Here is a 12,835-nt window from a genome sequence, read left to right on the forward strand (position 1 = left end):
GCAGCGCGAGGTATAATTATGCTGAACACAGCCATTCTCGGTTTGTGAGAAGTATCATCTTTTGAGGAGCGAAAAGGGAGAGTGTTCAGAAAACTGTGTCATCCCAATGGAGACGATAAGAAAACACAGAGGCACGAAGGGCACAGAGTTTTGGTTTTCAATAATTTACATTCCTTTAAGCACGGCGTGTATCGCGTAAAAAGAAAACACCCGGTATGGTTTGACACACTTTTCTGAACACTCTCTTTTTTGGGGAGTGGACAATCGGATTGGACGCAGGTTGTTCAGAAAAACAAGTCGCTCCCGCCCGGAAAAAATCCGAACGGGAGCGACAATGGCTGCCTCACTCCACTTCGACTTATAGGTGTATCACCTCGCCGTAGGCGGCTGCCGCCGCTTCCATGATGGCTTCGCTCATGGTGGGATGCGGGTGGATGGATTTGATGATTTCGTGGCCGGTGGTCTCCAATTTGCGAGCCACCACGACCTCGGCAATGAGCTCGGTCACGTTGTAGCCGATTAAATGGGCGCCCAGCCACTCGCCGTATTTTTTGTCGAAAATCACTTTCACAAACCCTTCCGTGTGGCCGGCAGCCTTGGCCTTGCCGCTGGCGGAATAGGGGAATTTGCCCACCAGCACTTCGTAGCCAGCCTCTTTTGCCTGTGCTTCCGTGTAGCCGACCGAGGCTACCTCGGGGATGCAGTAGGTGCAACCGGGGATGTTGTTGTAATCAATCGGTTCGGGGTGATGCCCCGCGATTTTTTCCACGCAGGTGATGCCTTCGGCACTGGCGACGTGTGCCAATGCTTGGGTGGCCAGCACGTCGCCGATGGCATAGATGCCCGGCACGTTGGTCTGATAATAGTCGTCCACTTTGATGTATCCGCGGTCGGTAGCGATGCCGAGTTCTTCCAGACCGATGTTTTCTGTGTTGGGCGACACGCCTGCGGCACTGAGCACCACGTCGCAGGTGAGGGTTTCGGTTTTGCCGTCCTTGCGGTTTTTCATGTTCACTTTGATTTCCTTGCCGCTTGTGTCCACCGTCTCGACCGCCCAGCCAGCGTACACTTTCATGCCTTTTTTGGTGAACACGCGGCCCAGTTCTTTGGAGACGTCCGCATCCTCGCGGGGCACCAGCCCTTGCTCCAAAAACTCCACGATGCTCACCTCGGTGCCGAGTGTGTGATAAAAGTAGCCGAATTCGACCCCGATAGCTCCCGCTCCCACCACTACCATGCGCTTGGGTTGGCTATCGAGGCTCATGGCCTTGCGGTACTCGATGATTTTTTTGCCGTCAATTTTCAAATTGGGTAGCTCTTTCGCGCGCCCGCCAGTGGCAATGATGATGTGCTTGGCGGTGTATTCGGTCGTTTTGCCTTCGGTGTCGTTCACCACTACTTTGGGGCCTTTGGCGAGTTTGGCCGTGCCCATGATGACCGTGATTTTGTTTTTCTTCATCAAAAACTGCACGCCTTTGCTGTTGCTGTCGGCCACGTCGCGGCTGCGCTTTATCATAGCGCCGAAGTCTGCCGAAGCCTTGCCGACTTTGATGCCGAAGTCTTCCGCATGATTGAGATATTCAAACACTTGGGCGCTTTTGAGCAATGCTTTTGTAGGGATGCAGCCCCAATTGAGGCAGATGCCGCCGAGGCTTTCGCGCTCGACGATGGCGACGTTCATGCCCAATTGCGATGCGCGAATGGCAGCCACATACCCGCCGGGGCCGCTGCCTATGACAATCAAATCGAAATTCATGCTGAGAATTTTGTTTGGAGGAAAAAACTTGGTTTAGGCGGGCAAAGGTAAAAAGCGGCATGGGAGATTCGATAATTTTTCAAGCACCGACCTGAGCATACAAAAAACAACCCCCTCCTGGAAAGGACATTTCCAAAAGGGGGCTGCATACATACAAAGCCACCGACTTAGTTGATGGCTTCGACCCCTATTATCTCTGGTATTTTCCCCCGAATGGCCTCTTGAATGCCTGCGCGGAGGGTCATGGCTGACATGGAACATGATTGGCACATCCCTACCCAGCGTACTTTGACGTGCATATCGTCGGTGAGCTCCACCACCTCCACGTCGCCACCATCCACATGAAGGTGGGGTCGCACGGTGCTGAGTGCGTCTTCAATTCGGTCGAGCAATTCTTGCTTGTTGTCGGTCATCCTTCAGAAATTTCGTGCAAAGATAACCAGAAAGCCGGGGATTTGTTCTTGGACATGAATCCGGTATGCTTTTACTGCTTCAGTTTGTTTTGATACTGCTGCCGAAATTTTTTCACTTTGGGCGCAATCACGATGGAGCAATATGGCTGGTTGGGATTGTCCTTGAAATAATTCTGGTGATAATCTTCGGCCTTGTAAAACTTGTCGAATGGCGTGATTTCGGTCACAATCGGGTCGTCCCAAATCGCCTGCATGGATTGCTTCACCTCTTCCGCGATGATTTTTTGCCCCGGTGAATGGAAGAAGATGGCCGAGCGATATTGCGGCCCTGTGTCGGCCCCTTGACGGTTGAGCGTGGTGGGGTCGTGGACGGTGAAAAAGATTTCCAAAATCTCCCTGTAAGAGAGGACGGAGGGGTCGAAGGTGACGTTGATGACCTCCGCATGGCCAGTCAGCCCCGTGCAAATCTCCCGATAGGTGGGGTTGTCAACGTGGCCGCCCGAGTAGCCGCTCTCCACTTTCACAACGCCTTTCAAATCTTGATAAATGGCTTCCACGCACCAAAAGCAGCCACCGCCGAGGGTGGCGACTTCGGTCTGTCCGGGAAGTGTCGTGGTGTTTGTGTCGGGTGTTGCGATGGATGTGGTCATGGTCGAGTCCTTTTTTGGCGTGACATTTTGTGCCGAGTGGCAGCCCGTGCTTAGCAGCGCGAGCAATAGAAATGCTTGCTTCATTTTTTTTGCAAAATTTATGTTGGGGAAACAAACGGGTGGGTCGGAAGTTTGGTTTTGCTAGTGCAAAAGTGAGTGTGCAAATGTCGCAGCCGCTACACTTGGGGGGCATTAGGGGGCATTATGGGTCATTATTGGAGGTCATTATTGGAGGGCATTAAGGGTCATTATTGGAGGGCATTAAGGGTCATTATTGGAGGTCATTATTGGAGGGCATTAAGGGTCATTATTGGAGGTCATTAAGGGTCATTATTGGAGGTCATTATTGGAGGTCATTATGGGTCATTATTGGAGGTCATTATGGGGGCATTAAGAGAGGCTGTCCTAAGCCATTGTCTCCGTCTTTTTTCGCTGCCCAACACCCGAAAAAAATTCACGAACAAGGAAGTATGCCCGCCTCCTTACCTTTGCCCAAAATCGCCCGACCGATGCTGCGGATAATCGCTTTGCTTTTATTTTTTTCATTGTTCATCAATGCTTGCAGAGAGCGACAAACGGAAGAACGCGAACCGCTTGCCGCCGAGCAATACGCCTATTTCCCACTTGAGATAGGCAAATATATCGTCTATCAAGTGGACAGCATCATCTACGATTTTGCGCCCGGCGGCATCACCCGCGATTCCACCCGGACCCTCGTCAGGGAAGTTGTCAGCGACACGCTGCGCGACCAGACGGGGCAGTTGCTATTCACCATCGAGCGCCATGAAAGAATGAGCGATGCCGAGCCGTGGAGGTTGAAAAGCATCAACACGGCAGCCCGCACTGCCACGCAGGCCATCCGAACGGAGGATAATTTTCGCTTTCTGAAACTCGTGTTCCCGCTCAGCCGTCGCAGCGTCTGGGATGGCAATATCTGGATTGACAAAAACCGCGAAATCGAAATCGCGGGCGAGCGGATGCGACCGTTCATCAATTGGCGCTACGAGGTGGATTCCATTGACGTACAGGCCATGGCGGGGCCATTCGTTTTCGACTCCACGCTACTCGTGACGGAGGCCGACGACACCAACATCATCGAACGGCGCCTGTCGCGGGTCCGCTATGCCAAAAACGTGGGCATGGTGTGGCGCGAACAGTGGATACTCGATTCGCAGTACTGCAACCAAGTGCCGCCACCCGCCGACTGTGAGACACGCCCGTGGGAACTGAAGGCGGAAAAGGGGTATATCCTGAGACAAGAAATTTTGGAATTCAATTGATGTTAGGAATAAAATGGCTGAAAACCAATACATCAATATCGGCTACACCAAGAAAATGCACGGCCTCAAGGGCGAGCTCAAACTCGTCATTGAAGAGCGTTTTTTGGAGGATTTCCTGAAAAACGAGCGCATCTTTCTCGATGTGAAAGGAGCCAAAGTACCCTATTTCGTGGCCAATGTGCGCGGCAAGGGCGAGATGATACTCCAACTCGAAGAAGTGGACAATCGCGACTCAGCCTTTGCCTTGCAATCGCGCGAGGTGTTTCTCCGCGAGCAAGACCTCATCCCCGACGAGCAGCGCGAGCTGGAAACAGAGGAGGAGCAGGCCTTGGAATATGAGCATTTGGTGGGTTTTCTGCTGATTGACAAATACTTGGGCGACATCGGCCACATCGAAGAAGTCTTCGAAATGCCGCAGCAAGAGATGGCCTTTTTGAAGCACAAGGGCCGCGAAGTCCTCATCCCGCTCAACCCGCAGTTCATCACCTCCGTTGACGAAAAAACCGAGAAGGTCTATGTGGATTTGCCAGAGGGCCTGCTCGAACCATAAACCCCATCCGCCCCGCTTGGCCAGGCAAGCATTCAAACAATTCACCCCCTCCTATACCTCGCGCCGCCAGGTTTTGGGCATGGCTGCAATCGCAATCTGCTCAAAATCAGGGGCATCAATCATGCTCATCCGACAAATCCTAGCGAATCAAGGTATAAATGACCATCCTATTCACCGTCACCAACGACTTGACCTACGACCAACGAATGCACCGCATCTGCGGCACATTGGCCGCGCATGGCTATTCGGTGATGCTTGTAGGGCGCTCGCTGTCCCACTCTATCCACTTGGTTGACAGGCCGTTTTCCCAAAAGAGGCTGCGTTGCTGGTTTCAGAAAGGCTTTCTGTTTTACGCCGAATACAATATCCGTCTTTTCTTTTTCCTGCTCTTTTCACGCTACGACGCGGTATGCTCCATTGACCTCGACACTTTGCTGGCCGGATGTTGCGCTACCTTGTTGCGCCGAAAAAAGCGGGTGTTCGACGCACACGAGTATTTCACCGAAGTGCCGGAAGTCGTCGGGCGGCCTTTCGTGAAAAAATGCTGGGAGCTCGTGGCGCGGGCGTGCTTGCCTTTCTACCAGCACGCCTACACGGTGGGGCCTGCGTTGGCGAAAATTTTTGAGGAGCGGTATGGGTTGCGGTTTGATGTGGTGCGAAATGTCGCGCGCCGTGCGTCGCAGGCAAAGCCCCTCGTCGCTCCGCGGCCACCCCATGATGGCGCTTCCTTTCCTTCCAAAAAGCCGGGCCACTTGCTCTACCTCGGCGCGCTCAATGAGGGCAGAGGCATAGAGACCCTTTTGGAAGCCATGACCCTGCTCCCGACGGACGCGCATCTTTGGCTGGCAGGCGAAGGCGACCTTTCCGATGCGCTGAGGCATCGAACTGCCGAGTTGGGCGCGAACGATAGGGTGACTTTTCTTGGCTATGTAAATCCGGAAGAAACCCATGCGCTGGTCGCCAATGCTTGGCTGGGGTTGAACTTGTTTGAAAACCGGGGTTTGAGCTACTATTATTCTTTGGCCAATAAATTTTTCCACTATGTGCAGGCGGGAGTGCCTGTGTTGAACATGGATTTCCCGGAATACAGGGTGCTCAACGAACAACACGAAGTAGCCTTCTTGCTGGACACGCTGTCGCCCCAAGCGGTAGCCGACGCCGTGAAAAAGCTGCTCCATGATGAAGCGATGTATCGGCATTTGCAACACAACTGCCTCACCGCACGAGACGCTTGGAGTTGGGAAGCGGAAGAGCAGCATTTGCTGAAGTTCTGGGAAAAGGTGTTTGCTTGAGATGGTTCATTTTTATACTTCGCGCCGTTAGGTTTTGGGCATGGCCGCAATCGCAATCTGCTAAAAATCAAGAACATCAATCATGTTCATCTAACAAATCCTAGCGAATCAAGGTATACCTTGTCTTGCTCCCCCCCTCACCACTCAACAATCGTCCCCGCATACGCCAAGCCACCACCAAAACCCAGCAACATGATGCGGTCGCCGCGTTTCACCTTGCCTGACTGGATGCCGTCGTAGAGCGCGATGGGAATGGAAGCGGAAGATGTGTTGCCAAAATCAACAATGCTCTCCAAGGTCTTTTCGAGGGGGAAACCCGTTTCGTTGCAAATCGCCTCGATGATGCGCAGGTTGGCGCTGTGCGGCACGAACCAGTCAATCTGGTCGAGCGTCAGACTGTTTTTTTCAGCCAGCACCTTCATTTGTTCAGCCATTTTCGTGACGGCCCATTTGAACACCTTACGGCCATTCTGCACGATGCAGCGATTCATCTTAAGTTCTTGACCATCAATGGAAGGCGCAAAGCCAGAAATATATAAATCCGCGCCTCCCTCGCCGCTCGCGCCAGTGATGCAGGCACCGATGTGAGGGGTTGGGCTAGCTTCCACCAACACCGCGCCCGCACCGTCGCCGAAAAGGAAACAGGAACTGCGGTCCGTGAAGTCGGTTACTTTTGAGAGCGTTTCTGCGCCGATGACCAGTATTTTCCGGTGCATCCCGCCTGCTATCAGCCCTCTTGCCATCACCACGCCATAGCTGAATCCCGCGCAAGCGGCATAGATGTCCAAGGCGCCCGCGTTGAGCATACTCAGGCGATACTGCACCCGACACGCCATGCTGGGCATCGGTTGGTCGGGAGAGGTGGTAGCCACCAAAATCATGTCCACATCGTCGAGAGAAGTGTTGTATTTGGCCGACAGGTCTTGTGCCGCTTTCACGCACAAGTCGCTGGTGAATTCGTCTGGCCTTGTGTGATAGCGTGTACGGATGCCCGTGCGCGACATTATCCACTCGTCGGTCGTTTCGATGATGTTTTCAAAATAATGGTTGTCAATCTTATTCTCTGGAATGGCCATGCCAATGGCGGTGAGTCGGGCGTTTGTCATAGTGGGAAAGGTGATTTGCGATTTACGATTGGGGATTTGCGATTTACGATTGGGGATTTACGATTTACGATTGGGGATTTGCGATTTACGATTGGGGATTTACGATTTACGATTGGGGATTTACGATTTACGATTTACGATTGGGGATTTATGATTTACGATTATCCAACTGGTTAAGTCGTTTGGACGGGCCTGCCCGGCCATGCGCAGCGGACGGGGTTCGATTGAGCGTTTTGCCTTTCTTTGGGGCGCTGTTTGTTGGTTGGTCCGCGTGATGCCCTGCCTTGGAGTAGTTAAATGTTGTTTGAGTCAAGAAAAAATCATCAAGTCGGGAAGGAATATCCGACGGGAAGTGATTATTGGAAAATATCCGTTCGACATCCCTGAAAATCGGTTTTACCTATCAAGGCGTTTTCGCGCGTTGTTTTCATAGGGAGGAAATACGGTCGCGACAGCTCGGATAAGGCGCGACAAATGTAGAGACGAAGTCGCTTGTTGTTGTTTTTATTTCACGCTCCCGACAAATACGAGGGAAAATGAGGGTTTCGACTTCAAAAGCAGGATTATTGAGTGTTTTTGAGGCGAATCTGGCAACTTTGTTCTGTCTTCGTGCTATGTAAATTTCGCTCGCTGATTCAAAAAGGCAGCTCAGGGTTGATATCCATCGTCAATTTTTGATAAAGTTCCTGCCAGTCAGGGTGACTGCGCAGCAGTGCCAAGTGCCGCTGCACTGTGTCCGCATCGCCCCGAATGGCAGGCCCTGTCTGCATTCGGGCTGGAGAGTCGCGGATAGCTTTGACAAGGGTCTCTTCCATCAACGGGTGCAGCATTTCAAAGGTCAGGTCTTTCTCTTCGAGTATTTTTTCCGCGATGGTGAAGCAGTGGTTGGCGAAATTGTTGGCAAAAACCGCTGCCACATGGAGAAAAGCACGTTGCCCGTCGTCCACTCTATAGACGAGGTTGCCGATGGTCTTGGCGATTTTTTTCAAAAACAACACATCCTCATTGGTCGAAGCGTCCACGCAAAAGGGAATTTTTGACCATACTGGCGAATGTTCGTAGGAAAACGATTGCAAGGGATAAAACACCCCAAAGCGTCGGAAATGGGGTTGCAACACCGCGCCCGGTGTCGCCCCAGAAGTATGCGTGGCCAGTGCGTCGGGGGCATGGGGCGCCAAAGCTGCCCCCACTTCCGCTATCGCGTCGTCGCGCACGGCGATGAGCAGCCAATCCGCATCGGGCAACACATCCGCCCACTCGTTCGTCCATCGGGCATGGAGCGTGTCGGCCAATGCTTGAGCGTGTTCGGCAGTGCGGCTCACCACTTGCGCGATGGGCAAGCCTTTGGCTTTCAGGCGGCGGCCCAAGTGCCATGCGATGCGTCCGGTGCCCACGATTACGATTTTCGGCATAGATTGGTCGAGTGTGGGTGAGGGGTCAGTGCGTCAGGAGTGCCTCGCAAATCCAATTGGCGAGGGCTTGGCGGTTGTTTTTCAGCACGAGGCGCTGTTGGTCCCAGCTGTTGCGGATATTGGCCAATTCGATGTAAACCGTCTTGGGCGTGATGGTTTCCTTGAGCATATAAAGATTGCGGGGAGTCACGGTGCCAGTATAGCCACGTTGGTTGCGCTTTTTTAAGTATTTCGTGAGAAACACCTGCTGTATATGCAAAGCCAATTTGTGGCTGGGTTCGCTGCCCGGGCGATAATAGAAAAAGACATCGGTTTTGTGGTCGTGAGAGCGCGAGTCCACATGAATCTCAATGAGCGTCTGGTCTTTGATGCCCGCCTTGGTGTGCTGCTTAGTGAACTCGTTGATGATGTCGCAGCGTTGTTGGAGCCGTTCTTTTTGGTCGAGCGGGATGGGTTTGTCGCCCCAGACCACCTCGTCCTTGTCACAATTGAGATACTCCTCGTCGCGGATGCCATCGTTGGGGTCTCGCACAATCATGTAAGCCGTTGCGTTATGACTGAGGAGGAGTTTCAGGAGGCGCAGCGACACATCGTAGGCATATTCGTCTTCGCAAAGTGTGTGGCCTGCTCGTTGGCCTTGCGCGCCGGAGTCGGGGCCGCCATGCCCGCTGACGATGTAGAAAACTTTTCCTTTCAACTTGTTGCTAATCAGCGGGGTGTGCTGATGTTTTTTTCCAAAAATGGCAAAATTGCGCGAGTTGCCGCCCACGCTTTTTTCGCCTGTGTTGGCTGAGGCTACCACACGCTCTTTGGCGAGCGGAGTGATGCTTGCCGTCTCGATGCTCGGTGGGCAATTAAGCTCGTGCCACGGCACCCACAAGCGTTTGGTCTGAATAAAATTGTCGGTGCGCAGCCCCGCTTCCAAGGCAGAATGGTTGAACAGCTCGATGCGCTTGGCCACGCGCCAGTCGGAAATATCAAGCGTGGTGCGAATGCTTTTGCCGTTGTAGGCAACCACTTCCACTGGTAGCTTGTAAGTGGCTGCTGCCTTGATGACACTGCCTGTTTTCAGGTTGTTCAGTTTGAGAAACTTCGCCACGTTGCATTCAAAGTCGAACAGGCCATAGCGCGTCAGGAGCGCCGCCACATCGTCGCCGGTCTTCGCCACCGCCGTGACATACGATTTGGCATCCGCCGCCGCTGGCTTGTCGGCAGATGGCTTGGCCGCTACCGAAGGCTTCTGGCTTTGGGCATCAGAGGCAAGGCAAACAAGCAGGCAAATCATGGTTCGGGTAAATAGCATCTCGGTCGGGAGGTATTTGGGAGCAAGGGTGTCTCCTAACAATGACCTATGAGACACCCTTGCTCTTTAGTTGAGGGCAAAAATGGGGAAAAAGCCTTAGAAGACAAAGGATAGGCCGAACAAGGGTTTTGGCTTTTTCATACCTTGCCCCTATGAAAGAAGTATTGAAACGCCGAAACGAACGATACAACCAGTTGATAAACAACTTGTTCACGGAGATGGAGGCGCACACCGACGCGGTGCTCAACCGCCAGCCTGCCAAAGGAGGCTGGTCAGCGCTTCAAACCATGCATCACCTGATACTAAGCGAGGAACTGTCCCACGCCTACGTCAAGAAAAAACTGAGCTTTTCGCCCGACTTGGAGCGGGCGGGCTTGGGTGCTCACTGGCGTGGCTTTCTGTTGTGGTTGTCCATGAACGTGCCGTTGAAGTTCGAGGCTCCCAAAGCTGTGAGCAAGGAGTATTTGCCCGCGCAGTCCACACTAGCCGAGACCCGTGCCCGCTGGCAAAAAGCCCGCGCCGACTGGACCGATTTTTTTGCCCAGATGCCCGACTCGCTCGCCGACAAGGCGCTCTACAAACACCCTCGCGCAGGGCGCATGGGCTGGCTGCAAATGATGGTTTTTTTTGAGGCACACTTCAAGCGACACTTGAAACAGATGCGCAGCGCGATTAGGGATTGACATGAATCTTTGAGGCGGGCCTTCGCTATTTCTGATTTTCAGGCGCTCATTGAGGGTGCCGCACAAGTGATAGCTGTTGACAGGATTGACAAGATTTACAAAGCGAGAATCGCTGCCAGTCCCTGATTTGCATGATTAACAGAAAATTTCAGAACTGGCCGATTTTTTTCCAGAACTTGGCTTACCTTTGCAGCCCGAATTTTCAACAACAAATTTTTTCACCAAATTCAAGGAGAAATTCATGCTCATCGTTGAAGTCAAAGACGGCGAAGCCATTGACAAAGTGCTCAAAAAGTACAAACGCAAATTCGAACGCGCAGGCATTCTGAAAGAACTGCGCCGCCGCAAGGCATTCAGCAAGCCATCGGTCGAGCGTCGTGCGGAAGTGCTGAAAGCCGTTTACAAAGAGGAAATGTACGGCAACAAGAACGACTGAGGGATGTGCCAATGTGCCGATTGAAGAATGTGCTAATGCTCCAATTTTTTATTAGCACATTTGCACATTGAAAAATTAGCGCATCAAACCGGTGTTTCACGAAGAGTCATTTTACGGATATTTGTCGCTCGAACGCCGTTTCTCGCCACACACGTTGACGGCCTATCGCGGCGACTTGCAAAATTTTATCGCTCATTGCACTGAGCAACAATGCCTTACCTCGGTTGCCGAAGTGAGGCATTTGCATATCCGGGCATGGATAGTCGCCCAAATGCAAGAAGCACAAAGCGCCCGCAGCATCAATCGCCGCCTGTCGTGTCTCAAGACCTATTTTCGCTTTCTGAAACAACGCGGCCTGCTCGAAAAGGACCCCATGCGCAAAGTGGTGGCGCCAAAAACAGGCAAACGACTTCCCGTTTTTGTGCAGGAAAACCATATAGCCGCGCTTTTCACCCACATTGATTTTGGCACCGACTACAAAGGTCAACTGCACCGCCTCGTGTTGGAAATACTCTACGCCACTGGCATCCGCCGCAGCGAGGCCTCCAACCTGAAAATCGCCGACATAGACTTCGAGCGTTCCACGCTGCGCATCGCGGGCAAGGGCAACAAAGAACGGCTCGCGCCTTTTGCGCGCTACCTCGGCTCGCTCTTGAAAAACTTCATCGAGATTCGCAACGCGAACTTCCCCTCCTCCGCCGAGCCGTGGCTGTTGCTCAATCGGAAAGGCGAGCGCCTTAGCCCCGACAGCATCTACCACATCGTGCACCAGCACCTTTCCGCCGTCACGACGGCAGAGCAACGCAGTCCTCACGTGTTGCGCCACTCTTTTGCCACGCACCTCTCCGAGCACGGAGCCGATTTGAACGCCATCAAGGAACTGCTCGGCCACTCCAACCTCGCCGCCACCCAAGTGTATATGCACAATAGTATCGAGCGCCTGATAAAGGTGTATGAGCAGGCTCACCCAAAAGGGAAAGACGAGGAGAAACTTCAATAGGCATGACATGGACTTTTTAGGGATTGTTGGCCGCCCATGCACGCGAAGCGTTCATGCCGCGCCTACGCAATGGGATGTCAAAACAATTCCTTAGCAATCAGCGATAAAATTGCGTTAAACCACCTCACCGCCGTCGTTGCCTCGCTGCATGTCGCCGAATTTCGCCTCAAAAATTTGACTGAACCATGCAACGTACACATCTCTTTTTACTAATGGCCCTCGGCCTCTTTTCCGCTTGCTCCCCCCAGATGTCCGTTTTTGACCAAAAGCTCTACGAAAGCCAAAACTGGACGGACGACGACCTGCGCCGCATCCAGTTTTTTCTTTCGGAAGAGCTCACCATCTATCGCTATCTCGACGAAGAGGGCACCACCTCCATCTCCTCCGGGCAAATCAAAATCGTGGATGGTCGAAAGACCGAGCAAATCCATTTCCCCGCAGGCACCCCCGGCGTGTTCCTGTTCCGCCCCAAAGACGAGCAGTTCGCCGTCAGCTTTGACAATCAGGGTGATACCCACTACCTCACCTTTGGCCCCAACCCGCGCTACGACGGACAATATATGCTCCAAGCGAGCGAATGGAATCGCAGGACTGGCACAGTCACCTACGCAGGCAAAAAATTCCTCACCGACTCGGAAGCCATACCGCGCCTCTTGGTGAATCTCAAAAAGGAATACCGCAACACGGTGGAAGGCCGCACGGTGGGTGGCCGCACGGTGAAGTAGCAAGGCTAATGCGGATTTGGGGAGATGGGGGTTCCATCTGCCGAAGATGCTTTAAAGGTGATATTTATTGACGGCATTGACAAGATTTACAAGTTTTTTCCAAAGCAAAAACGCGAACCCCGTAAGTCTGGTCAATCTTGTCGAAATTTATGCCTCTAACGTTGTTGATGTCCCGCCACTAACAAGCGGGCGACGACAGGAACTCCTCCACATTACAGCGCCTTTGTTT

At 52.8% G+C, this 12,835-nt stretch carries 13 protein-coding genes; 7 read left to right on the plus strand and 6 right to left on the minus strand.

Going from position 1 to position 12,835, the window contains the following annotated elements:
• Nucleotides 1–358: 358 nt before the first annotated feature.
• The 3 genes from lpdA to msrA form a co-directional block, all read right to left on the minus strand.
• Nucleotides 359–1,756, minus strand: coding sequence for a dihydrolipoyl dehydrogenase (gene lpdA / locus KIS77_15515; GenBank protein ID MCW5923753.1), 1,398 nt, complete (start codon nt 1,754–1,756; stop codon nt 359–361).
• A gap of 167 nt (nt 1,757–1,923) precedes the next feature.
• The gene (locus KIS77_15520) at nt 1,924–2,169 is read right to left on the minus strand and encodes a NifU family protein (protein ID MCW5923754.1); all 246 of its coding nucleotides are present in this window, start codon (nt 2,167–2,169) and stop codon (nt 1,924–1,926) included.
• Nucleotides 2,170–2,240: 71 nt separating this feature from the next.
• Nucleotides 2,241–2,819 (minus strand): peptide-methionine (S)-S-oxide reductase MsrA, encoded by a 579-nt coding sequence (gene msrA, locus KIS77_15525; protein MCW5923755.1) that lies wholly within the window; start codon nt 2,817–2,819, stop codon nt 2,241–2,243.
• Nucleotides 2,820–3,328: 509 nt separating this feature from the next.
• Here msrA and KIS77_15530 point away from each other — a divergent pair.
• The 3 genes from KIS77_15530 to KIS77_15540 all read left to right on the plus strand — a co-directional run bounded on the left by KIS77_15530 (nt 3,329) and on the right by KIS77_15540 (nt 5,941).
• A complete protein-coding gene (locus KIS77_15530; GenBank protein MCW5923756.1) occupies nt 3,329–4,099 on the plus strand; it encodes a hypothetical protein in 771 nt (256 codons plus the stop codon).
• A 13-nt stretch (nt 4,100–4,112) separates the two neighbouring features.
• The gene (gene rimM, locus KIS77_15535; protein MCW5923757.1) at nt 4,113–4,649 is read left to right on the plus strand and encodes a 16S rRNA processing protein RimM; all 537 of its coding nucleotides are present in this window, start codon (nt 4,113–4,115) and stop codon (nt 4,647–4,649) included.
• Nucleotides 4,650–4,807: 158 nt separating this feature from the next.
• Nucleotides 4,808–5,941 (plus strand): glycosyltransferase, encoded by a 1,134-nt coding sequence (locus KIS77_15540; GenBank protein MCW5923758.1) that lies wholly within the window; start codon nt 4,808–4,810, stop codon nt 5,939–5,941.
• Between the two features lie 137 nt (nt 5,942–6,078).
• On the opposite strand, the gene KIS77_15545 is transcribed toward KIS77_15540, so the two are convergent.
• The 3 genes from KIS77_15545 to KIS77_15555 all read right to left on the minus strand — a co-directional run bounded on the left by KIS77_15545 (nt 6,079) and on the right by KIS77_15555 (nt 9,744).
• Nucleotides 6,079–7,047 carry a ketoacyl-ACP synthase III gene (locus KIS77_15545; GenBank protein MCW5923759.1) on the minus strand — a complete coding sequence of 323 codons (969 nt, stop codon included), beginning with the start codon at nt 7,045–7,047 and terminating at the stop codon, nt 6,079–6,081.
• Nucleotides 7,048–7,682: 635 nt separating this feature from the next.
• Complete coding sequence (locus KIS77_15550) at nt 7,683–8,459, minus strand: DUF2520 domain-containing protein (protein MCW5923760.1); 777 nt, start codon at nt 8,457–8,459, stop codon at nt 7,683–7,685.
• A gap of 25 nt (nt 8,460–8,484) precedes the next feature.
• Nucleotides 8,485–9,744, minus strand: coding sequence for an N-acetylmuramoyl-L-alanine amidase (locus KIS77_15555; protein MCW5923761.1), 1,260 nt, complete (start codon nt 9,742–9,744; stop codon nt 8,485–8,487).
• A gap of 170 nt (nt 9,745–9,914) precedes the next feature.
• Between KIS77_15555 and KIS77_15560 the strand changes: the two genes are divergently transcribed.
• The 4 genes from KIS77_15560 to KIS77_15575 all read left to right on the plus strand — a co-directional run bounded on the left by KIS77_15560 (nt 9,915) and on the right by KIS77_15575 (nt 12,606).
• A complete protein-coding gene (locus KIS77_15560; protein ID MCW5923762.1) occupies nt 9,915–10,445 on the plus strand; it encodes a DinB family protein in 531 nt (176 codons plus the stop codon).
• Nucleotides 10,446–10,686: 241 nt separating this feature from the next.
• A complete protein-coding gene (gene rpsU / locus KIS77_15565; protein MCW5923763.1) occupies nt 10,687–10,881 on the plus strand; it encodes a 30S ribosomal protein S21 in 195 nt (64 codons plus the stop codon).
• Between the two features lie 91 nt (nt 10,882–10,972).
• Entirely contained in the window at nt 10,973–11,881 is a 909-nt protein-coding gene (locus KIS77_15570) for a tyrosine-type recombinase/integrase (protein ID MCW5923764.1), read from the plus strand.
• Between the two features lie 185 nt (nt 11,882–12,066).
• On the plus strand, nt 12,067–12,606 hold the full coding sequence (locus tag KIS77_15575; protein ID MCW5923765.1) for a hypothetical protein: 540 nt from the start codon (nt 12,067–12,069) through the stop codon (nt 12,604–12,606).
• The last annotated feature ends 229 nt before the right edge of the window (nt 12,607–12,835 follow it).

This window comes from Saprospiraceae bacterium, assembly GCA_026129545.1.
Lineage (GTDB): Bacteria > Bacteroidota > Bacteroidia > Chitinophagales > Saprospiraceae > M3007.

Coding starts and splice junctions, on each gene's coding strand:
- KIS77_15550 (MCW5923760.1), bottom strand. CDS start 8,459: ATGCCGAAAATCGTAATCGTGGGCACCGGACGCATCGCATGGCACTTG.
- KIS77_15545 (MCW5923759.1), bottom strand. CDS start 7,047: ATGACAAACGCCCGACTCACCGCCATTGGCATGGCCATTCCAGAGAAT.
- rpsU (MCW5923763.1), top strand. CDS start 10,687: ATGCTCATCGTTGAAGTCAAAGACGGCGAAGCCATTGACAAAGTGCTC.
- KIS77_15575 (MCW5923765.1), top strand. CDS start 12,067: ATGCAACGTACACATCTCTTTTTACTAATGGCCCTCGGCCTCTTTTCC.
- rimM (MCW5923757.1), top strand. CDS start 4,113: ATGGCTGAAAACCAATACATCAATATCGGCTACACCAAGAAAATGCAC.
- KIS77_15560 (MCW5923762.1), top strand. CDS start 9,915: ATGAAAGAAGTATTGAAACGCCGAAACGAACGATACAACCAGTTGATA.
- KIS77_15530 (MCW5923756.1), top strand. CDS start 3,329: ATGCTGCGGATAATCGCTTTGCTTTTATTTTTTTCATTGTTCATCAAT.
- KIS77_15555 (MCW5923761.1), bottom strand. CDS start 9,744: ATGATTTGCCTGCTTGTTTGCCTTGCCTCTGATGCCCAAAGCCAGAAG.
- lpdA (MCW5923753.1), bottom strand. CDS start 1,756: ATGAATTTCGATTTGATTGTCATAGGCAGCGGCCCCGGCGGGTATGTG.
- KIS77_15520 (MCW5923754.1), bottom strand. CDS start 2,169: ATGACCGACAACAAGCAAGAATTGCTCGACCGAATTGAAGACGCACTC.
- KIS77_15540 (MCW5923758.1), top strand. CDS start 4,808: ATGACCATCCTATTCACCGTCACCAACGACTTGACCTACGACCAACGA.
- msrA (MCW5923755.1), bottom strand. CDS start 2,819: ATGACCACATCCATCGCAACACCCGACACAAACACCACGACACTTCCC.